The organism is Methanoplanus endosymbiosus (assembly GCF_024662215.1).
Lineage (GTDB): Archaea > Halobacteriota > Methanomicrobia > Methanomicrobiales > Methanomicrobiaceae > Methanoplanus > Methanoplanus endosymbiosus.
This window is the reverse complement of the sequence record NZ_CP096115.1, coordinates 1,874,115-1,893,937: the sequence shown is the minus strand read 5'-3', so window position 1 is coordinate 1,893,937 and position 19,823 is coordinate 1,874,115. Positions and strand designations below refer to the sequence as shown.

Below are 19,823 nucleotides of genomic sequence, written 5' to 3'. Positions count from 1 at the left end.
TATATCTCTGTATTTTATGCCCTGATTCCTGTAAAAAGCAGGATATATGGCAGGAATATATGACCTACAGATCCGATCGCCAGATCACAAAAATAAGCCCAAATCGCCGTTATTTAGGAAGGTATTGAATGAGGTCATTTTTGTCCGGTTTAGAGCCCTGAAATTTCCGAAGCCTACACCTTTAATCACCCCCACCTTCCAAAAGAGAAGCATGGATTTCCTGACTCATGCCTTCTCCATGATCCTCCTCGGAGGGCATATGGATATTTATCTGGTGTGTTTTGGCGTTATCGGGACGGTTCTCCCTGATATGGACATCCTTATGCAGCGTCTCTCCGATACCGACCCACGCCTGTACATCTTCTCCCACGGCGGGATCACCCACAGCATTGCAGGGTCTCTTCTCCTGTCAGTCACCGGATTTTTTACAGTCTGCCTCATGAAGCTCTCCGGGATTTTATCGCCTCCGGCAGATCCCGTATTCCAGATATTCGGCCTTGGAATGATGATCGGCGGAGCACTCCTGCATGTGGCATTCGATTATCTTGCGTATCCCGGAATACCGCTTTTTTACCCGTTTTCGGATGAAAAATACACCCTCGGCATATTCCCCGGCCCGAGTATCTTTCTCTCAATTGTAAGCATTGTATTTCTTCTCATGCTCATTACGGGACTTATTACAGAATTTGCAGATACCAGCGGGATTTATGTCTGGGGGATCGTCTTCTTCGCAGTCATCGCTTTTGCTTTCATAAAAAAGGGCTTTGTCGCCGGAAGGTTCAGGGGCCATGAGGCAATACCTACATTAAACCCCCTGCACTGGATAATCGTATCCGGGGATGAGAAGGAGTACACAGTCAGGAGGTACTCGCTGACCAAAGGCGTGTACGGGGAAGCGGTGTATAAAAAAACGGACGGTGTCGGAGAGGAGGATATCAAAGACCTTGCAGACGATCCGGATATGAAGAGGCTGAGGTATTATTCGTACCTTGTCGTATTTGAACAGAGACCGGAAGGCATCAGGGCATATGATCCCCTGAGGGTTTCGGGACTGATATTTTACCCGCCGAAATTCCGGGAATATTTAGCCAAAAAACCTAAATCATAAAATTGCTTTGCGGACATCAACAGGATGCAACAGTCCAAACATCTATAATATATGCATGTGTATACCCATGCATGCAGTCCACTTCAATCAGGATCAGATCGGATACTAGAGACAGTCTTTCAAGGCTCAAAAAGCATCCACGTGAGTCCTTCGATGATGTCATCAGCCGTCTCATCAATTCAACGGTCGATGATGAGCCCCTGAGTGAAGAGACAATTCAAAACATCGAGAAATCTCTCAAAGAATACCGTGAAGGGATATATTATACACATGAAGATGTCCTGGCTGACCTCAGCGTGGCTGAAGAGACAGATAAGAAATATCCCGGCGAAAAGAAAGAGAAGGAAGACTGATGAGATTTCAGCTCAGGTACTCATCGTCCGCCCGGCATGCACTAAAAAAGATCCCCCGTGAGATCTCTCTCAGGTTCGTCACCAGACTGGAAAAACTGGCCGAAGAAGAAGACCCGGCTCATTCCCTGAAAACTCTTCATGGGTTTGATGACCCTCTGCTTTATTCGCTTCGGATAGGGCAGTACAGGGCGGTGATCTCTGTCATAAACGATGTAATGGTAATCCATGTAATTGAAATTGGTCACCGGAGCAGTGTGTACAGAAAATTCTGAAAATGTCCTCAGTTATTATTAATATCTAAGTTTTGCAGTTTGATCCAACAAACTGCAAAAGATGGAATATATCGTGTGGCTTATCAGCTGCAGAGACTAAAAGAGACAAAATAATATTTTTTATGAAGAACCAGTCTTTGAGACCCCTTTGTTTATATCCGGAAGTGCACCCCTGAAATACCAGAATACTGCTGCAAGGACCAGATAAAGAATCGCACAGGCCCACCCGAATTCACCAAGCATCATATCGGAGGCCTCCGTAGGAACGGTCAGGGACGGATAAAACTGCTGGATAAAATAATTCCAGAACCCGTGAAAGAGAATCGCAGTATAAACACTTCCTGACTTGAGCCTGAGCCATGCCAGAATAAGCCCTGCACCCATGACAGACGGGACAAAAACAAGGACTGAATACCAAAGCGGACCTGCACCGCTGTATGTGGAGAAGAAGATAAGAGGAAAGTGCCATAATGTCCAGATGGCCCCTGAAATCAGGGCAAGTTTTGTAAATCCCATGAATTTTGCCATCTCAGGGACCAAAAGTCCCCTCCAGCCGATCTCCTCGCCTGCTGCGGCAAAAAGATTGAAACCTATTGCAGAAACAAAGGGAATAATAAAGCCTGTACTGAAAATAACTGATGCTTTGGCATTATTAAAATCAGCAATTCCAAAAATCCACGCTGACCCGAACATTAATAATCCTGCAAATATCGGAATAATTACAGAAAGCAAAAGCCAGAGCGGTTTACCCATACAAAAACCAAATCCGGCAAAACTCCTCTGATAATAAAAGCGGGTTATAACTGCCGAAATTCCGGGACACCACATTGTAAAAATCGTAAATACAAGCAGATTCTGGTAATCCCCGGCATTGGTCGCCGATGTAACCAGAAACCACCCGATGCAGCTTAAAAGTAATGTAAGAATAAGAAAAAGGCAGACCTTCTTTCGTGCTTTATCTTCTCCGGAGAATCTGTCTTCTTTCAGTTTTTCAGGCAAAAGTGGCATACTAATGATAAGCAGATTAAAATTAATATTTCTGCTGGCATCCCGGGTCTGACATTTGGTTCAAAAATCAATTTTATCCCTCCAAAATGTCCAAAAAAGTCATCCATGAACCATCTCAGCTGGTTCACAGAAAATAAATGAAACAGTGCACTGTTTCATAAGAGATATCTTATTGCTGTTCTTCCAGCCACTGCAGGGCATAAGTTAGCTGAACGTCCTCTCCATTCACTGCACGCTTTACCGTATCCTCATTCAGCGGCACACGGATGTCGGGGGAAACTCCACCAATGAGTTCAGCATTGCTGTCAACCTGAATGATTCCTTCTTCATCAAGCGAAGCTCCGTCCGGGAACATGATATACATATCAAGCGGCATTATCGCCTGTAAATTGTTCATGCCGAATGCCCCGTTTGTTCCGTACCATGATATGATCTTACCCCTGCCTGTATTTTTAAAGACCATCGGGAGACCCTCCCCCGAACTGATTGTATCCGGACTTACCAGTACTGCCACGGGACCGCCGTAACCATCAGGCTGAGGGGATGACCATGCTTCTGACACAACCGGAAATTCTCCTGTTCCGGGATCATAGGTTGTGGTATATTCATAGAATACAGGTTCTTCAACGAACCAACCGGCAAAACAGGCCGCAAGGTTGTCGTCGCCGCCGTTGTTGAACCTGAAATCAAGAACAATTCCCGGAGTGTTATTCCCGGCCGCAGATATCATTGCATCCTTAAACTGCCCGTAAACATCAAAAGACTCCTGATAGACTGCTATATACGCATAACCTCCGGGCAGAATCCGGTAAGCAGCATTACTGTTGCTGATCTGTGGAAGTATCTCAGACCAGGACTGGTTTACGCCATAATCATTCACTTCTGTCCCAAGGAAAAGTGACGTCTTTCTCAGGCCTTCATAGCTGTCATCAAATGCAGTGAGACTTACCATCTGGGAATCTGGACCGGACGGATCTGCAAGAGTTATGGTGGCTGTCTCCCCCACAGGTGCACGTGTTAAAAGCCTCTGCTGATGAAGATTAACTCCTTCAGCGGTCGAGGGCTTTTTTCCGGCCCAGATATATGAGGTCTCATTAACTGCATCATGGATCTCCTCTCCGTTCCAGGTCAGAATTTCATCTCCAAAAGCAATTCCTGCAGCCTCTGCTTCACTACCCTCTGCAACATAACTCACTATTACTTTCCCTGAATCAGTCTGAATAATGCCTATTCCATAAGAACCTGCAATATCCGCAGACCTTGCACCGAACTCCCCGGAAATTGGGATAACATCAACGTGTCCGTCAGGGATGGCATAGAGATACTCCCTTAAAGCCCAGTAGTATGCCGGCTTATCCTGTTTTTCTTCTGCATCGGCAAATGCCGGGGCATAGATACTATAAAGACGGTCAAAGTCAACCGATCTCCACTCCTTAAACGCATACCTCTCATCCAGCAGAGTATTAAGGGAGAGAAATGCAGAACTCCACGACTGGTTTGAGTAATCCGCAATTCCGGTCTTATTCGCAGCCACACCTTCCAGTGCCCCTGCCAGGAGATCGTTATACTCCGACTCATTGCCGCATTCAAACGGAGTGCAGGCATCCTTCAGGATCAACCTGTCTGAAGCATCTCCTGAAACTGTCACAGGAATCTGTACATCAGCTTCAGACTGAGTGCACCCGGAAAATGCAATAAAAACTGCAAGAATGCACATGATGAATAAAAGGGGAATTTTCGACATTTATTGTTCTAAACCGGATTTAGGAGAGATGAGAATAATAATGTTGTGAATCTGACTGCGGACAAAAATGAGGGTGGAATTATGGTCTTCTCAGCAGACAAAATCACACTTACCGGGGCATTCATATTTATCAGCAGAATATTTGCAGTTATTTATGGAGATGTCGCATAAGGCAGCTGATGACGGAAAGAAAGTTAAAGGAGACCGGCTAAACCAAATTCTGATAGTTAGGGAGAATGTAAGATATGGATACAATAATCGTTGACGAAAACCTGTGCACAAAATGCGGGACCTGCTCCGAGGCCTGTCCCCTCGGCATTATCAATCCTGCCGGAGAAGAGACGTTCCCAAACGTCAGGGAGGAAAATTCGGGAAAATGCATCCGCTGCGGCCACTGCGAGGCGTTCTGCCCAAAGGGAGCCCTTATCCTGAACTTCCGCCCGGAGGAGAAGGAGATCCTGCCCGAAGGTGCAGGAGAGATTCCGGAGAAGGAGATTGGATTCTATCTAAAAAAACGCCGCTCGGCGAGGATGTATAAGGCAAAATCCGTACCACGGGGGAAGATCGAAGAACTCCTCGAAGTTGCCAGTTATGCACCCTCGGCAGAGAACGGCCAGCCGGTGGAGTGGATCGTTGTCCACGATCCGGAGAAGGTCAGGAAAATAGGAGACCTTACAGTCGAATGGATGAAGACGTTCATAGGGAGCGATCATCCCGCAAGCGGATTCTTTGCGGCGCTGGCAGGGATATACGAGGGCGGCTACGATGTAATCTGCCGTGGAGCGCCTCATATGCTATTTAACCATATTCCGGAGGACAAACCGGTCGCACCTGTAGACGGGATTATCGCCATGACATACTTCGATGTCGCGGCCCCGGCAGCAGGGATCGGCACCTGCTGGGCCGGGTTCGTCGCAATGGCTGCCGCCGAATATGAACCGCTCCAAAAGGAGATCGGAATTCCGGCCGGGCGAAAATGCTCTTACGCGATGATGTTCGGCTACCCAAAGCACACTGTTCACGGCATTCCCCGGAGAGATCCGGTAAAAGTTACATGGATCTAAGGTATAACGGATAAAAGTCACCGCAGTAAACGAAAGCTATTAAGGAGAAGAACCGGTATAGCAGGAACTGCACTAAGATGAAGTGATATTATCCCAAACAGAGAGATATGTAGTAATAATGGCAGAGGAAAGATTAGAGAATAAATGTGAAAAGCTTGGAGAGCTCCAGACCCGTGGTGAACTGGGCAGGGAAATCGCGGCAATAATCTCCGGATACTCTACACGCGATCTCCGCCGGATGCAGTGGAACTTTTCAGGCAGTGTAAAAGGAATTGAGCCGTCATACAAAAAGAAGCTTGAGAAGATGATTACAGGGCACCTGCATGAAACATGGGAGAATATCAGGCTTATGAACCAGCAGGGATCTTTTTCGCAGATGAAAGAGCTTCTGCCTGAAAACAACAAAAATTTCTGGCAAATGGTTGCTCTTAAATGCTCAGGAAATAAAGAAAGCACCCGTCTCCGGTTCCTGAAGTTTCTTCTTGCAGGATTCTGTATCTTCGTTAAAAAAATCCCGCCACATCCTGTAGGTATGCCGTTTCCGGGCGGAGATTCAGTACAGCTTATTGACGGAATCTATTACTGTCCGGTAAGAAAAAAATCGAACGATGTTGATTCGGCACTATGCCCCTTCTGTCCGGCACTTCAGACACCTGAGGTTGGATACTTAAAGCCACCTGTAAAGGGAAGCACTCACAGGAAGCAGGAATACTTAAAAAAGACCTTTGACTTCCATCATTATAACGGGTAAACAGGAAAATAGATTAAATATCTCACCCGTGAACAGGCACGTGGATGGATTATTTAGAAAAATAGAGGCAGACTGATCTCATTCTGTAAAAGACTGCACAAATAAGAGCGGATAATAAAATAATTGCTCAGATTCGTTCATTTTTTGTCTAATTCTCCTTCAGCCGGAAGCAAAGTCAGAAAAAAAGAGAGCTTCCCTGTATTAATGCTGAAAAAATCAATGGTTAGACCGGAAGAACCCGGCTGCCATAAATCTCGTTGATTACAGCCCCGACACCCATATAAAGTGCAAGTAAACCGACAATAACTCCGGTAACTCCGGCAAGCGTATGAACCAGGTGAATGCCGGTTAAATTTGCGGCAACAAGGAATATCACAAGGAGCAGAACCGCTGCAAATGTTACCGTAAGAATACGGTGCATCTTTAAGGTGCAGATGAAAAGCCCCAGGATTAACAGACCCCATACAATAAGGAAGGAGGCCATGTCAACGGCTGTTGGTGATGCTGCAAGTCCCAGTTCAGGCAGTATCAGGATTGCCGCAAATGAGATCCAGAAGAGGCCAAAACTCCCGAAAGTGACCATTCCAAAGGTGTTGTTCTTCTTCCATTCCATAATGCCGACTATGAGCTGTGCAAGTCCGCCGTATAAGAGAGCCATTGCAATAATGGGGCTTGTAAGTCCGGTTATCCCGGCATTGTGTATACTGAGCAGAATTGTAGTCATCCCAAATGCACACAGACCCAGAGGTGCCGGATTTGCGGTATTATCCATCAGGAAAAGATTGTTCCTGCTTTTTTCTTCCAGTGGTTCCATAAGATCTCCAGGAGTGGTGCACACGGACAGAAAATACCAAGCAAATGTGCACCAAACCATTGTTGACCATATGTTTGCGGTGCACAGCATTAAACCATTGCAACTGCAAACGCACCACCATTAGAGATCCAACACAGCAATGAAGCATAAAATAGGAGAGAAAAGAAAATAAAAAATTAATTATATGGGTTTAGTTCTTAAAACTGTGAATCGGTGCCGGAATCCTGCCTCCGCGGTTTACAAATTCTTCGCAGCTGAATCTGTTCACCGGCTGAATAGGTGCATAGCCTAACAGTCCTCCGAATTCAACGGTTTCACCGACATCCTTGCCGATTACAGGAATCAGGCGTACTGCGGTTGTCTTCTGATTGATCATACCGATTGCAGCCTCATCTGCTATGATGCCCGAAATCGTTGTGGCAGGTGTGTTGCCCGGAATTGCAATCATATCAAGACCAACCGAGCATACACAGGTCATAGCCTCAAGCTTCTCTATATTGATTGCTCCGCGGTTTACAGCATCTATCATACCCTTATCCTCGCTTACAGGGATAAACGCACCAGACAGTCCGCCGACAAACGAACTTGCCATCACTCCACCCTTCTTCACCTGATCATTAAGGAGGGCAAGGGCAGCGGTGGTTCCCGGGGCACCGACAGACTCAAGGCCCATCTCCTCTAAAATCTCCGCAACACTGTCACCGACAGAAGGGGTCGGTGCCAGGGAGAGATCAACAATCCCGAAAGGAACGCCCAGCCTCCCCGAAGCCTCCTGAGCTACAAGCTGTCCGGCACGGGTCACCTTGAACGCCGTTTTTTTGATGGTCTCGCAGAGAACCTCAAAGTTCTCACCACGTACCTTTTCAAGTGCACGTTTTACAACACCGGGGCCGCTCACACCCACATTAATTACAACATCGCCTTCAGTCACACCATGAAAAGCTCCGGCCATGAACGGGTTGTCATCCGGAGCATTGCAGAATACTACCAGTTTTGCACAGCCAAGGGAACTGTCATCCTTTGTGGCAATCGCAGTCTCCTTAACAATCTCTCCCATAAGCTTAACGGCATCCATATTGATTCCGGTCTTTGTGGAGCCGATATTTACCGAACTGCATACCCTCTCTGTGGAAGAGAGTGCCTGCGGGATTGACCGGATGAGATTTTTATCGACAGGAGTCATGCCTTTGCAGACAAGAGCGGAGTACCCACCGAGGAAGTTTACCTCCATATCTTTGGCAGCCTTATCAAGGGTTTTTGCAATTGTCACAAAATCCTCAGGGGATTTGCAGGCCCGCCCTCCGACAAGTGCAACAGGAGTGACAGAGATACGTTTATTTACAATCGGAATTCCGTATTCAAGTTCAATCTCCCTGCCGGTGGAGACGAGATCCTTCGCCGAAGAGGTTATCTTATTGTATATATTCCGGTTCAGAGTATCAAGATCAGAATCACAGCAGTCCAGAAGACTGATGCCCATTGTTATTGTACGGACATCCAGCATCTCCTGCTCGATCATCTTGTTTGTTTCATTTACCTCTAGTCTGTTGATCATCAGAAATTCCCCTCAGATGCGGTGCATCTTTGTAAAAATATCTTCACGCTGGCATCTGATCTTTACACCGATCTCATCACCGAGACATTCGAGTTCAGTTACCATCTCACCAAACGGTTTTGACGAACCGCCAGTATCAACGATCATCATCATATTAAAATAATCCTGCACAATGGTCTGTGAGATGTCCTCTACATTTACCTGATTCTCCGCCAGGTACGTGCAGACCTTCGCGATAATCCCAACCGTATCTTTTCCGACGACAGTAATAATGCTCTTTTTCATGTCTTTACGATCCTTACAATATGTATGTCATTCTTCCGGCATTAATCCGATTAAAAGGGAAGGAATAAATGCAGGATTTACTCCCGGAAGTATCGGAAAAAATTTAATATCCAGCCATTCCCCGCAGTGAAACTTTAAAATCCGGACAATCTACTCCGGAACATTATATGCATGAGGTGAGAAACATGAAAATTCGAACCCTCCGGCACCCGGATATGCTCTGTATTTTAAATGATCTACCCTGCATACAGTGCCTTTCCAGACACCAAAAGGATTTTACTGATAAATCAATGAAAAATACCTGACAACACCCACATAATCAACACATATTATAAATGCCACCAGAATAAAAACATATTATGGGAGTGTACCATGGAAGAGAAATGTGAAGGCAGTAAATCTGTAACAGTATCTTCAGGATTTACAAAAATAGTAAGCATTGCAGAAAAAAGTCTCAGATATTGTCTCATTGCAATTCTGCTATTCTGGAGTTGCATGCTCATGTTTGTCTTCATACTAAACTGGGAGGGCTGGTTCTTCGGGATCAGGATTGCTGGATTATACGCAGGCATTTACCTATTCACAGAAGGTCTGACTGCATTATTACTGGCCGTTTCAGTCATCCGGTTTCCCAAAAAAAGAGTTATTTCAGGTACACTGTCATTAATATTTTTCAGCTTCATCCTCCTTGATTCAGGAGTAACAAGGCAGACCCTTCATCCTGGCAGTACATCCATCCCGGAATTATTTGTAATATTTTCACTCATACCGATTCTCTATCTGATCTCCTGCATCGGGAAGGAATATTCCGGCAAAAAATATCCCTGAAGCAGGAAAAGTATATTGCAGCCGGAATCAGGTATGCTCAGCCGTACTTAGAAAAGATAGAATTTGACCCGTCAAACATCCGGCTGCTGCCGAAGACCTGTATCCGGTGCACAAAGAGTGAATTTTCACTGGTTACATAAATTGCCGGAAAGAAGATAAAAGCCTCCGGAGACAACCGGGAATATTATGAAATCCAGGCACCCCGTGTCCTGATGACCAATATTCCGGAGGAGTTTTACAGCCTGCTGGCAGCGTCCCGAATCAGATCATAAAAGCCATAAATTTGAAATGCACGAATTAAACCTTCCATTTCTTCCCATATACCAGCCCTTTCCGGACTGCAACATTAAATGTCAGCCATGAGAGAAGAGAACCTGCAATCATTGCCCATATGATATTGTTGCTGAAGTAAGCGATGAACTTGCTCTCAAAGGGCCGGCCGAAGAAGACCGCCCCAAGAGCCGCAAGAAGTGCCATACACACGAAAGTGGCAATAAATGCAGTAAGCAGATAATTACCCGTACCATACCTGTCCATCTTTAATTCACGCCCTTTCATAAGCCTGTGCCAAAGGAGATAAGAGAGATACGGGTAGAGAAAGTTGATAAGAAAACCAGAGACACTCATCAGCGACCACGAACCGGTCAGATCTCCGGCAATGTTGCCGATCCCAAATCCCCAGGCTGCGGCAGGCCCCAGCAGGATACCGAAGAGAACAGGAAGCGCTGCCGCAGGGCGTACCGCGATGCCTGCAATATCCCACTGGACCTCATTAAAGACAGTCAGGATAAGTGTATACATGACCGCAGTCGCTGCAATCAGCACCAGCCCTCTTTTGTTCTTCCAGACTTCTATGAGTTCATGCATAACACTCTTTTTCGTTTATCCGGAAAAGACCTTTTCCAAAACTATCACATAAGGGCTGCCCCTTCAGCAGCTACAACCCATGGCATCTCCGGCCTGCATAACCATAAAACCAAAAAGAAGGCAATAAAAGCGATTATGCCCATTACCCGATCATTTGCTTCCGGCAGCCGGATTCCGCCTGGAAACAGAAAAAGGAAGAAAGCCATAACGATGAGAGTGACATACTTACTTAATCCTGAACCGGGAGCATAAACCGCAGGTACCTGTCAGTCCTGGGCAGATATAAAAAAATATTGCATTTTCCTGATCAAATCAGGATTTAAACAGAGTGGCAAGCTCCACCTTCTGCCAGTCAGAATCAAGAACCCTGATCCGGAGTTCCCGGGTTTCAGGAACAAAGACCACCTGGTGATCTGTGGAATAACCGTATCCTCCCAGGTTATAATGCAGGAATCTCGCACCGCCATCATCAATGAGAATATCACGAATATTCATCATCTCCGATGCATCTATACTTCCTTTTGATTTATCTGCAAGTGAGAACAGGTTATTATATCGTACAAGAGAATTCTCAGCCGGCATCCCGGCAAAGTTCCATGCCGGATCAGCGAAATGGTTCGTTGCGGCGATTATGCCGTTGCCGTCCCGCCTTTTTATCTCCCAGACCGTCTCTTCGTATGAGTACGCCTCTTCCGGTCCGGCCGCATTCACGATCCATCCGGTATCCGTACGGGTGGCCATGATGCCCGCGTCAAGCTGTTTCAGTGTGGAGTAATCGAGCATGAACCTGAAGAATTCAGAGATGAGATCAGGACGGTCATTCATTGTCAGATAGCCTCCCGAACCCCCATCGTTATCATTGGCAATGAAGAGGCCTTCGCTGTTCATTAAGGTCTCCGGACGTGTTCCGGCAGGACCAAAGGTCGCAACCCCATTGCTCCCGTCCGACGGATTATAAACAACCAGCACATAATACGGATCGAATACAGAGGCAGAATCAGAAAGATCCCAGTTGCGGGAGAGAACCACCATTCCGTCCGGGGTATAATCGCCCCATGCGGCAAGGAATGAACATGAGACTCCGCCACAGAGATAGATGACAGGGCCATAATAAATAACCCGAATATCCTCCTCTGTCAGACCAGATGTCTCGGCCATCCCTGCATAGATCTCCTTCATCCGCTTCGGCTGAAATTCACATGATACAGCAACCTCATTATGGAGTTCTTCAACGGCATACCCGTTTTTAATAGCATTTTCGGTCACGACATCATATACCGCCAGAAGTTCGTCCTTCATCAGGCTGCCGTACTGTCTTCCCATCTCACGGTAGGAGCCGGAGAGAACTAACACGTCATATGGTCCGGCGCTGCAGCGCTCCCCCCCTTCAAATGAAGAAACCAATTTCAGTTCGTCCGAACCGGCCGCTGCCGGGAAGGTGTACGCGGTTGCGGTTAATACAAGGATGCAGGCCGCAATGAGTACATACAGTAGTTTCATAATCCAGACATTAGTTCTCCAGATGATAATGCATTCGAAAAGAAGCGATAAAATATTAGGGGCCTGATCCTTCAGACCGATACCTCTGAGAAAGGGCCGGAATCAGGAACAATCAGACCGATGCAGCCGATCTTCTCACCCGTTGCCGAGACAATGATATAACATATGATTAACAGAGTCTGTGTTCCAGGAAGAATTAGCATGTCAGCCGCATTGTCAGGTAAGAAAGGTGCTGCGCCGGAAATATTAGCCCATTTTTCTCGTCCTTCCTGCCCTGACAAAACACATTTTAAATCCTCTACACCAAACAATATCTGTATCTATTAAAAATGAGGAACGCTATGAGTTCAATGGAATCTATGAAACTGGTCTATACAGGCAAGACAAAAAACGTCTATGCACTTGATAACGGAAATTATCTGCTTAAATTCAAAGATGACTGCACCGGAGCTGACGGTGTATTCGACCCCGGCATGAATACCGTCGGGCTTACTATGGAAGGTGCAGGCCGTGCCTGTATCCGGCTGACAAAATATTTCTTTGAAATATTAAATCAGAAGGGAATCCCCACTCATTATATCGATGCTGATGTCGACAATGTCACCATGACAGTCAGGCCTGCAAAGACTTTCGGAAAGGGCCTGGAAGTTATCTGCCGTCTTCGTGCGGTCGGAAGTTTTTACAGGCGCTATGGGGATTACATAGAAGAAGCCGCATCACTGCCCGCATTTGTTGAGACGACATTAAAAGACGATGACCGTGAGGACCCTCCGATTACAAAGGACGCACTCGAATATCTCGGAATTCTTACCCCGGACGAGTACGAAAAGGTCAAATCATTAACCCAGCAGATCACAGCCATCATGAAGGACGAACTTGCAAAGAAGAATATCGAACTCTACGACATCAAGTTTGAATTCGGCAGGGTTGGAGATGAGATCGTGTTAATCGATGAAATTTCAGGAGGAAATATGCGTGCTTTCCGCAACGGAGAGTATATCATGCCGCTTGACCTTGAAAGAATAGTCCTTGACGAATAAAAAAACTTTTTTTTGCCTGAAAATTTGTGATTAATCCTCGATTACATACACCCATGCTTTCAGACCACTTTTAAGGCTGACTTCCTTTCTTGCATAATACTCTCCCTCATAGAAATCAGCCTCTGACAGTTCCTCATCAGATAGTGTGAGAACAATGCCGGAAACTTCATCCTCTCCCGTACCTGATTTGATCTCCGGACTCCGGACTCTTCCTGCAAAAAACGCCTTTCCGGAGTTATGCCCATCTTCACCGGACTTAAGGGATACACTCCTTATCGCAGGAAACGTCTCATTCCCAAAAGTGACCGTTCCCAACCTGTAGCCATACAGTGAATCAGTAGCTCCGGAAATCTCCCTTCCAAAGACTTCCCTCTGAATAGCAGGTTCCATAAGTGTACCATAAACAAAAAGTCTCTCTATCATAAGGTTTACAGAAAATATTGCCGTTTAAAATTAAAAAAGAAACCAGAAGAGATCATATTATCCGGAATATTATATGAAAATGAAAGTTCAGGAAAATATCAACAGACATAACAATAACTCCCGTCAACTCTGAAGATCAGGAGGTATTTAATATCCGGAAATATTTCAGATTAGCCTTAATTCTGGCGTTTGCCGCAATAATGTCAGTTACTCCGGCATCAGGAGAGAAAAGTGACAATCTAACCATAGAGGATCTGTTACATATGGAATATGCAGGTATGTTCACTCTGTCACCGGACGGTTCCGGCCTCGTATATCTCAAAACAGAAGGAACAGCACTTCTGCCTGAATATATCAACGGAACAGTGATATATTATGATCTCAGAACAGGGCGTGAATACAGACTTTCCGGGGAAGACGAAACTGCACGTTCATGTGTTCTTTCCCCAAAAGGAAGACAGGCTGCCTATACTGCTGTACAGAAAGAGAGTAAAGACACTGTTTTAAAAATCGTGTCACTTGCCAGCCGGACTGCATATATACCTCAGAATATCTCTCCGGAACTTCCCGACGGATTTTCATGGCTCAATGAAGATGAACTGATATACACTGGATCAGTTTCTAACGGGGCAGAAAAAAAGATGACAGGAGGATATTATGATGATACATTTGTGGTGGATGAAAAACCCGGACCTGAAATTCTAAAAAAATACTCCCTTATAACAGGAATCACAGAGCCTCTCTCATCAAATGACGATGTAATTACCATGTATGTTCCATCTCCGGACGGGAACTATATTCTGTATAAGTCAACGGCCAATCCCGACAGATGGACTTCAGGCCCGGTTTACCGGTATGTACTTTTAGATACAGCCACAGGAGCAGAAAAATTAATCTTCAGCCGGACTGAAGGGGGAAACAATGAAAATGCGATCTGCTGGGCACCCGACAGTTCAGTCATATATATCGAACGCTTCCGGTACGGCGGAATGACATATCCTATGTTGTACACCGCAGATCTGCTTGCTTATTACCCAAAAGAGGGAAAAATCGAGGAAGTTCCACTGAAATGGGATAAAGGGCTTCACATTGACAGGTTTAACTATCATGTTGAGATAACGCCGTTTAATGGCGGCTTTTTCGGCATGCTGGCGAACGGGACAAACCCGCAGACTGCTGTTTTCCGGCATACAGATTCCGGCTGGGAGAGCCAGATCCTTTCAGGTACGCATCAGGGAAATATTTTTGCACTTGCCAGCAGTTCCGACGGGAATAAAGTTGTCTATGACTTTAACTCGGCTGATACACCGGGGCAGTTTTTTGCCGCAGACGTTACCGGGAGCAGTATAAAATATGAGGTGCAGATAACAGATTTAAACTCTGACATCCTGCCAAAAATAAAAGGAAATTCCGGAATTGTCCACTTTACCGGTGCCCTTGGAGATGAGATTGAGGGGGTAGTCAGGTATCCTGCGGATTACATAAAAGGCAGACAGTACCCTCTTGTGTTTGTGATTCACGGTGGCCCGGCTTACACCGATTTTGATAGCTGGAGGGATACATGGGAATTTCCCTACCATCTGATTACAGATATGGGTGCTGTGGCACTTTCGGTGAATTATCACGGCAGTTTAAATTACGGGTTTGATTTTGCAGAGTCAATTGAAGACGGACATTATTATGACCTGCCTGCTCAGGACCTGATATCAGGAAAGGAGTATCTTGCAGAGACTGGCATAACAGACGTAAACAGGACGGGTTCGACCGGATGGTCAAACGGTGGAATACTGACTCTTGACCTGATAACATGGGATACCTCTCTGAAAGCCGCCGTCTGCGGAGCCGGAACTGCCGAATATTATGCTGAACTGGCCAGTACAGACGGAACTATAATGGCAAAGAGGTACTTCGGAGAGTCTCCCTTCAAAAATCCCAGGCTGTATGAAAATATATTACCAATATACCGGGCAGAAAATGTCACAACACCCCTCCTGATGATGAGCGGAACCAAAGATTCAGATGTGGAGACTTCAAGTGCAGTGGTTACCTACCGGACATTTTATGAGGAGAGTTCCGCACCTGTGAAGTTTATAATGTTCCCCGGAGAATCCCATAGTCTCAGGAATTACGTCCACCAGTACAGAAAAGTTCAGGAAGAACTTGGGTGGTTAAACAGATACCTGATCTCATAATTTTTGTTCATTCCTGACTTTTAAGGCAATATTATTTCCGTAGAATAATCCGCCGGAGAAGTGCTGCTGCAACAGGGACAATGAGTAAACCTGCCATACCGGATGGTGAGGCCTCTCTGTCATGCACCGGCAGTGTCCCTTCAGAAGAGGATACTGCCTCAGAATCGTCAGGGTGGATAACAGCCACTGTATTACTACAATCATTGCCGCATTCAGGACCATCTTTTCTGTAATCTCCCGTGGCATCCGGAGTATCAGCAGTTATACCTCCAGGGGCAATCCACCCGACACCCGGACATTTCGCCTCAGCAATTACTATTCCTCCATCATTGCCGGAAATCTTCGCGGAACACTCCGTCCACATCTTTCCGGCTGAATCATACCACCAGAGTGCCGGCACAGCATTGTGTTCCTCAAGCCAGCCCTCCGGGACTCCAAATGTATAGGTTATCTCAGCAATGTCACTGATCTCTGCTTTATACAGAGTTACCAGATAATACCGGTAAATCTCTGCATCCGGATAGGAAATGCCATTTTCAGGGCCGGATTTCTGTTCAGCAGTAATCATCAGATCAGATATATCCACTGCCGGAAGAACGCCTACCTCTCTCACTGCCCCATTTTTAAGTTTCAGAATGGTTTCCTCACCGGCTTTCAGGCAGGATACCGCATCAACACCAACAGAAGAAGATCCTCCGGACCCTGAAGATCTGCCACCACCACCTCCCTGAGAATAGGCGGGTACTGAGGCAACAGCATATACTGAAAAACCATCCGTTGTCACCTGAAAAACAGAATTTTCACCGGAATAACCGATGAAAACCGGAGTTATCACAGCAGAAGCGCCGCCATCCCTCCATCGAAGAATGCGGACAGAGTTACTGCCGCCAACCTCCGCCACCCAGGATGTTTTCACCGAGAAGTTCATGGTAACTCCCTCAATAACAGATTTACGCGAAAATCCGGATTTGAAAAAATAAACAGTATAAGCAAACTCCCCAATTTCTGGGCAGGCAGCAGTAAATGCAGCTTTTGCATCATCTGCAACACCTGCTGCAATATCTGTCTCAAGTGCAGCCTCCTCTTCATAACCTGAAACCATAACAGCCAGACCAACCTCAGCCGTGCCTGCCCGGTCACAGATAAATCCGGATACAGGTTTTGGAAGAACTAACACCTTCGTCACATTGCCTGAGATGTCACCCCCGCTCTCTTCTGCCGATTCGGTTGAAATTTCAATTACAGAACCATCAGATTTCGTGACAATTATAGTGTTGTTTACAGCCATTACTGCCCCGCCTGATGACACTACGCCGGATATGTTCACCGAAATTTTCTGTTTCCCATCTCCGGTTTGTACAACGTATGCCCCCGGAATTCTGAAATATGTCATATTTACGGCCCTGACATCCGGAATCTGATCAACAACTGTAACATTTACTCTGCTGCTGTTAGCACTGACACCGGCCGCTTTAACCGTAAGATTCACAGCATATGTCCCTTTGCAGGCGTAACTGTGAGATGTATTATAACCCATAATTCCCGGAGTATTCAATATATAAGAAGAAGTTCCGTCACCGAAATCAAGAACCAGCAGCTGAGGCAGTCCGTACACCCTGCCGGCAAAACGTACACTCTGGTCTGCTGCCGGACTTAAAGGTGAACCAATGACCGGTGAAGGCAGGAGAACTTCAATCTTTCTGGATGTCTCATTTGAAAAACCGGTTGCAGAGGTGGAAGCATTCAGCAGAACCGGCCAGGTTCCGGCTCTACTGAAGATGTGAGTGGCATTCCGTGAGTAGGCACTCTCACCATCACCAAATGTCCAGTTCCATGTATCCGCCACCACATTCCCCGCTGCACTGCCGCTGAAAGCAACACTCAGAGGAGCCGTTCCGCGTACAGGATCGGCTTTGATCAAAGGGACCAGAACAGGACTTTCAAGAGTAAGTACAAGAGAACTCTTCTCCCCTGAAGTGACACTTACCGCAGTGAGATTTACCATACCATCCTTAACTGCTCCGATGGTGCATTCTCCAGCCGGGAGGTATAACAAAACCGGAGAGTCTGTACTGCGGCTGATGCTGACTCCGTCCACATACAGAAGAGCACCGGCAGGTACGGACGAAACTCTCAGAGTCCCCCTGGAACAGTTATACACCAGCGCAAGTTCATCAGTGCCAACAGTTACATTCATATCGTCCTTAAAAAAAAGATTTTCATCACAGATACCGTCATAATTCATGTCCGGACAGGTATCTGAAAAGCCGGTGCCTGCCGGATTAGCCCAGACATTTCCACCAAGATACGGCCCCCCGGCAATATTACCTGCCGGAAGAAAAGTCCGGTTAAAGAGAGCATTCCAGATATAATCAGAGTCGGCAGCGCTGGCACAGAAGTTTTCATCATTGCAAAATAAGTTATTTACAAGTGTTAACGGGCTTCTTTCAGCAAATACGCCGCCGCCGGATATTGCTGCTGTGTTGTTTTCTACGCTGGAATTCTCAATTCTCAGGGTGCCGGTTTCGGCATATACCCCGCCACCACGTTTACTGCCGGAATTGTTGTTTACAGCGCAGTCTGTAATTGTAATTTCACCGCCGTAAGAACAGACACCACATCCTGATTCATCACAGAGATTGTAATTTACAATGGAATTTTCAATTCTGACAATACTGTTCTCTGCACACAGTCCACTTCCGGATTCGCCAACACAGTTGGCCTCAAGTGTGGAATTTACAATGAAAAGCGTGCTGCCGTTAGCATACACCCCACCACCGGATTCGCCAATAATACCCAAGCCAACAGTAGTGTTTTTCATCGTAAGCACGGACAGTTCAGCATATACCCCACCGCCTGATTCACCGGCATCATTGGAGAGCATAATGGTGTCATCAACTGCCAGCCTGCAGCTTTCCGCATATATCCCGCCGCCGTACTTAACAAGATTACCAAAAACGGTATTCCCTGAAAAGACAAAACTTCCACCCCTAAGATATACTGTCCCGTAATATCCGGAATTTGATCTGAATTCTGTCCCTTCAGCCAGAAATCCACTGACATAAACTGCACTTATCGCTCCACCGCAGCGCCGGTTCTCTCTGCTCCTGTTTACACTATTTGAAGTAAAAATACAGTTGGTGACTGTAAGTTTTTCAAGAGGTTTCTCCCTGTTTCCGGACGCATTCACGCCGGCACCATCACCTCCGGACAAAAGCCCGGTATTAGAAAAATTCAGACTGTTCAGGGTGAGATTATCGGCTGTGACAGTAACTGCTGAAGCTTCACTGCCCAAAATATCTGAGCTGTTTGTGATTACAGGGCGAAATGGTGACCCCCTCCATTGTTCTATGGTAACATCCGGTGCAGATATGATAATGCCACCTTCATAAGAGTAGTTTTTAACACCCCAGATGCGGATGGTATCACCGTCTCCGATTTCAGGAATATCCAGGATGCTGCTATAGTTCCCTTCAATGTATGAGACATTCCAGAGGGAAGGGTGGATAACAGGAGTAAACCTGCTGCTCTCAGGACAGCTATCATCAATCACATCATCAGCAGAATCTAAAAGGCCTGTATTAACTGCCGGAACAGGTAAAGCAGCCGGAACATTAAAAGTGGCTGTTGCATTGGCTCCGGACATCTCAGACCCGTTTTCCTGAATAAAAACAGTATCATTATCCGATGGGAATGCAGAAACGGATAAGAAAAGGCCGCAGATAAACATCACCATCAATAAAACAGCCTTAACTCCCATGGCAGATACCTCTCCCGATAGCAGGACAATGACGGATCGCCCTTTTCCTGATGGCAACCGAAAATATACTGTCCGGTCAGACTGCACCGGGGACAGTCACAATTAAAATAACAGTGACGCAGAATTGTAAATAATTTATTAAACATGCCGGAAGATAATGCCGGAAATGGGAGAGAGCATAAAGGATCAACACAAAATAGATCTATTCAGTAATAACCTGAAAACTACACACATAATGTTTTTCCAAGATAAGGATATT

General features: G+C 46.1%; 20 protein-coding genes. 10 read left to right on the top strand and 10 right to left on the bottom strand.

The window, feature by feature from the left end:
• Positions 1 to 211: 211 nt before the first annotated feature.
• From L6E24_RS08380 to L6E24_RS08370, 3 genes are all read left to right on the top strand, one after another.
• Positions 212 to 1,108 (top strand): metal-dependent hydrolase, encoded by an 897-nt coding sequence (locus L6E24_RS08380; RefSeq protein WP_257741540.1) that lies wholly within the window; start codon positions 212 to 214, stop codon positions 1,106 to 1,108.
• A gap of 71 nt (positions 1,109 to 1,179) precedes the next feature.
• Positions 1,180 to 1,461 (top strand): DUF7557 family protein, encoded by a 282-nt coding sequence (locus tag L6E24_RS08375; protein WP_257741539.1) that lies wholly within the window; start codon positions 1,180 to 1,182, stop codon positions 1,459 to 1,461.
• Positions 1,461 to 1,733 (top strand): type II toxin-antitoxin system RelE family toxin, encoded by a 273-nt coding sequence (locus L6E24_RS08370; protein ID WP_257741538.1) that lies wholly within the window; start codon positions 1,461 to 1,463, stop codon positions 1,731 to 1,733. Before L6E24_RS08375 ends, L6E24_RS08370 begins: the two co-directional genes overlap by 1 nt.
• A 120-nt stretch (positions 1,734 to 1,853) precedes the next feature.
• Here L6E24_RS08370 and L6E24_RS08365 read toward each other — a convergent pair whose 3' ends face one another.
• Together L6E24_RS08365 and L6E24_RS08360 are read right to left on the bottom strand one after the other, a co-directional pair.
• Positions 1,854 to 2,741, bottom strand: coding sequence for a CPBP family intramembrane glutamic endopeptidase (locus L6E24_RS08365; RefSeq protein ID WP_257741537.1), 888 nt, complete (start codon positions 2,739 to 2,741; stop codon positions 1,854 to 1,856).
• 169 nt (positions 2,742 to 2,910) lie between these two features.
• Positions 2,911 to 4,485, bottom strand: a complete 1,575-nt coding sequence (locus L6E24_RS08360) for a S41 family peptidase (protein WP_257741536.1) — start codon at positions 4,483 to 4,485, stop codon at positions 2,911 to 2,913.
• A 45-nt stretch (positions 4,486 to 4,530) separates the two neighbouring features.
• Here L6E24_RS08360 and L6E24_RS08355 point away from each other — a divergent pair, with 45 nt between their 5' ends.
• The 3 genes from L6E24_RS08355 to L6E24_RS08345 all read left to right on the top strand — a co-directional run bounded on the left by L6E24_RS08355 (position 4,531) and on the right by L6E24_RS08345 (position 6,300).
• On the top strand, positions 4,531 to 4,656 hold the full coding sequence (locus L6E24_RS08355) for a hypothetical protein (RefSeq protein WP_257741535.1): 126 nt from the start codon (positions 4,531 to 4,533) through the stop codon (positions 4,654 to 4,656).
• A gap of 74 nt (positions 4,657 to 4,730) precedes the next feature.
• Positions 4,731 to 5,549 (top strand): nitroreductase family protein, encoded by an 819-nt coding sequence (locus tag L6E24_RS08350; RefSeq protein ID WP_257741534.1) that lies wholly within the window; start codon positions 4,731 to 4,733, stop codon positions 5,547 to 5,549.
• 118 nt (positions 5,550 to 5,667) lie between these two features.
• The gene (locus tag L6E24_RS08345) at positions 5,668 to 6,300 is read left to right on the top strand and encodes a DUF2115 domain-containing protein (RefSeq protein WP_257741533.1); all 633 of its coding nucleotides are present in this window, start codon (positions 5,668 to 5,670) and stop codon (positions 6,298 to 6,300) included.
• A 223-nt stretch (positions 6,301 to 6,523) separates the two neighbouring features.
• Here L6E24_RS08345 and L6E24_RS08340 read toward each other — a convergent pair whose 3' ends face one another.
• From L6E24_RS08340 to L6E24_RS08330, 3 genes are all read right to left on the bottom strand, one after another.
• Positions 6,524 to 7,114, bottom strand: coding sequence for an acetate uptake transporter (locus L6E24_RS08340; protein WP_257741532.1), 591 nt, complete (start codon positions 7,112 to 7,114; stop codon positions 6,524 to 6,526).
• Between the two features lie 190 nt (positions 7,115 to 7,304).
• On the bottom strand, positions 7,305 to 8,669 hold the full coding sequence (locus tag L6E24_RS08335) for a PFL family protein (RefSeq protein ID WP_257741531.1): 1,365 nt from the start codon (positions 8,667 to 8,669) through the stop codon (positions 7,305 to 7,307).
• 12 nt (positions 8,670 to 8,681) lie between these two features.
• On the bottom strand, positions 8,682 to 8,954 hold the full coding sequence (locus L6E24_RS08330) for an ACT domain-containing protein (RefSeq protein ID WP_257741530.1): 273 nt from the start codon (positions 8,952 to 8,954) through the stop codon (positions 8,682 to 8,684).
• Positions 8,955 to 9,326: 372 nt separating this feature from the next.
• Here L6E24_RS08330 and L6E24_RS08325 point away from each other — a divergent pair, with 372 nt between their 5' ends.
• On the top strand, positions 9,327 to 9,782 hold the full coding sequence (locus L6E24_RS08325) for a hypothetical protein (RefSeq protein WP_257741529.1): 456 nt from the start codon (positions 9,327 to 9,329) through the stop codon (positions 9,780 to 9,782).
• Between the two features lie 297 nt (positions 9,783 to 10,079).
• Here L6E24_RS08325 and L6E24_RS08320 read toward each other — a convergent pair whose 3' ends face one another.
• The gene (locus L6E24_RS08320) at positions 10,080 to 10,649 is read right to left on the bottom strand and encodes a QueT transporter family protein (protein WP_257741528.1); all 570 of its coding nucleotides are present in this window, start codon (positions 10,647 to 10,649) and stop codon (positions 10,080 to 10,082) included.
• Between L6E24_RS08320 and L6E24_RS08315 the strand changes: the two genes are divergently transcribed.
• Complete coding sequence (locus tag L6E24_RS08315) at positions 10,644 to 10,901, top strand: hypothetical protein (protein WP_257741527.1); 258 nt, start codon at positions 10,644 to 10,646, stop codon at positions 10,899 to 10,901. The genes L6E24_RS08320 and L6E24_RS08315 overlap by 6 nt on opposite strands.
• A 60-nt stretch (positions 10,902 to 10,961) precedes the next feature.
• Here the strand turns inward: L6E24_RS08315 and L6E24_RS08310 are convergent, their stop codons facing one another.
• Positions 10,962 to 12,149 carry a C45 family autoproteolytic acyltransferase/hydrolase gene (locus tag L6E24_RS08310; protein ID WP_257741526.1) on the bottom strand — a complete coding sequence of 396 codons (1,188 nt, stop codon included), beginning with the start codon at positions 12,147 to 12,149 and terminating at the stop codon, positions 10,962 to 10,964.
• 71 nt (positions 12,150 to 12,220) lie between these two features.
• On the bottom strand, positions 12,221 to 12,430 hold the full coding sequence (locus L6E24_RS08305) for a hypothetical protein (protein ID WP_257741525.1): 210 nt from the start codon (positions 12,428 to 12,430) through the stop codon (positions 12,221 to 12,223).
• A 69-nt stretch (positions 12,431 to 12,499) separates the two neighbouring features.
• On the opposite strand from L6E24_RS08305, the gene L6E24_RS08300 reads away from it, so the two are divergent.
• Positions 12,500 to 13,189: a phosphoribosylaminoimidazolesuccinocarboxamide synthase gene (locus L6E24_RS08300; protein WP_257741524.1), complete on the top strand. Its 690-nt coding sequence runs from the start codon at positions 12,500 to 12,502 to the stop codon at positions 13,187 to 13,189.
• Between the two features lie 30 nt (positions 13,190 to 13,219).
• Here L6E24_RS08300 and L6E24_RS08295 read toward each other — a convergent pair whose 3' ends face one another.
• Complete coding sequence (locus tag L6E24_RS08295; RefSeq protein WP_257741523.1) at positions 13,220 to 13,612, bottom strand: gamma-glutamylcyclotransferase family protein; 393 nt, start codon at positions 13,610 to 13,612, stop codon at positions 13,220 to 13,222.
• Positions 13,613 to 13,812: 200 nt separating this feature from the next.
• On the opposite strand from L6E24_RS08295, the gene L6E24_RS08290 reads away from it, so the two are divergent.
• Positions 13,813 to 15,804: a S9 family peptidase gene (locus tag L6E24_RS08290; RefSeq protein WP_257741522.1), complete on the top strand. Its 1,992-nt coding sequence runs from the start codon at positions 13,813 to 13,815 to the stop codon at positions 15,802 to 15,804.
• 31 nt (positions 15,805 to 15,835) lie between these two features.
• Here the strand turns inward: L6E24_RS08290 and L6E24_RS08285 are convergent, their stop codons facing one another.
• On the bottom strand, positions 15,836 to 19,564 hold the full coding sequence (locus tag L6E24_RS08285) for a PKD domain-containing protein (RefSeq protein WP_257741521.1): 3,729 nt from the start codon (positions 19,562 to 19,564) through the stop codon (positions 15,836 to 15,838).
• Positions 19,565 to 19,823: the final 259 nt, after the last annotated feature.

Coding starts and splice junctions, on each gene's coding strand:
- L6E24_RS08370 (WP_257741538.1), top strand. CDS start 1,461: ATGAGATTTCAGCTCAGGTACTCATCGTCCGCCCGGCATGCACTAAAA.
- L6E24_RS08365 (WP_257741537.1), bottom strand. CDS start 2,741: ATGCCACTTTTGCCTGAAAAACTGAAAGAAGACAGATTCTCCGGAGAA.
- L6E24_RS08380 (WP_257741540.1), top strand. CDS start 212: ATGGATTTCCTGACTCATGCCTTCTCCATGATCCTCCTCGGAGGGCAT.
- L6E24_RS08325 (WP_257741529.1), top strand. CDS start 9,327: ATGGAAGAGAAATGTGAAGGCAGTAAATCTGTAACAGTATCTTCAGGA.
- L6E24_RS08340 (WP_257741532.1), bottom strand. CDS start 7,114: ATGGAACCACTGGAAGAAAAAAGCAGGAACAATCTTTTCCTGATGGAT.
- L6E24_RS08330 (WP_257741530.1), bottom strand. CDS start 8,954: ATGAAAAAGAGCATTATTACTGTCGTCGGAAAAGATACGGTTGGGATT.
- L6E24_RS08300 (WP_257741524.1), top strand. CDS start 12,500: ATGGAATCTATGAAACTGGTCTATACAGGCAAGACAAAAAACGTCTAT.
- L6E24_RS08310 (WP_257741526.1), bottom strand. CDS start 12,149: ATGAAACTACTGTATGTACTCATTGCGGCCTGCATCCTTGTATTAACC.
- L6E24_RS08350 (WP_257741534.1), top strand. CDS start 4,731: ATGGATACAATAATCGTTGACGAAAACCTGTGCACAAAATGCGGGACC.
- L6E24_RS08290 (WP_257741522.1), top strand. CDS start 13,813: ATGTCAGTTACTCCGGCATCAGGAGAGAAAAGTGACAATCTAACCATA.
- L6E24_RS08360 (WP_257741536.1), bottom strand. CDS start 4,485: ATGTCGAAAATTCCCCTTTTATTCATCATGTGCATTCTTGCAGTTTTT.
- L6E24_RS08345 (WP_257741533.1), top strand. CDS start 5,668: ATGGCAGAGGAAAGATTAGAGAATAAATGTGAAAAGCTTGGAGAGCTC.
- L6E24_RS08335 (WP_257741531.1), bottom strand. CDS start 8,669: ATGATCAACAGACTAGAGGTAAATGAAACAAACAAGATGATCGAGCAG.
- L6E24_RS08315 (WP_257741527.1), top strand. CDS start 10,644: ATGCATAACACTCTTTTTCGTTTATCCGGAAAAGACCTTTTCCAAAAC.
- L6E24_RS08320 (WP_257741528.1), bottom strand. CDS start 10,649: ATGCATGAACTCATAGAAGTCTGGAAGAACAAAAGAGGGCTGGTGCTG.
- L6E24_RS08295 (WP_257741523.1), bottom strand. CDS start 13,612: ATGATAGAGAGACTTTTTGTTTATGGTACACTTATGGAACCTGCTATT.
- L6E24_RS08375 (WP_257741539.1), top strand. CDS start 1,180: ATGCAGTCCACTTCAATCAGGATCAGATCGGATACTAGAGACAGTCTT.
- L6E24_RS08285 (WP_257741521.1), bottom strand. CDS start 19,564: ATGGGAGTTAAGGCTGTTTTATTGATGGTGATGTTTATCTGCGGCCTT.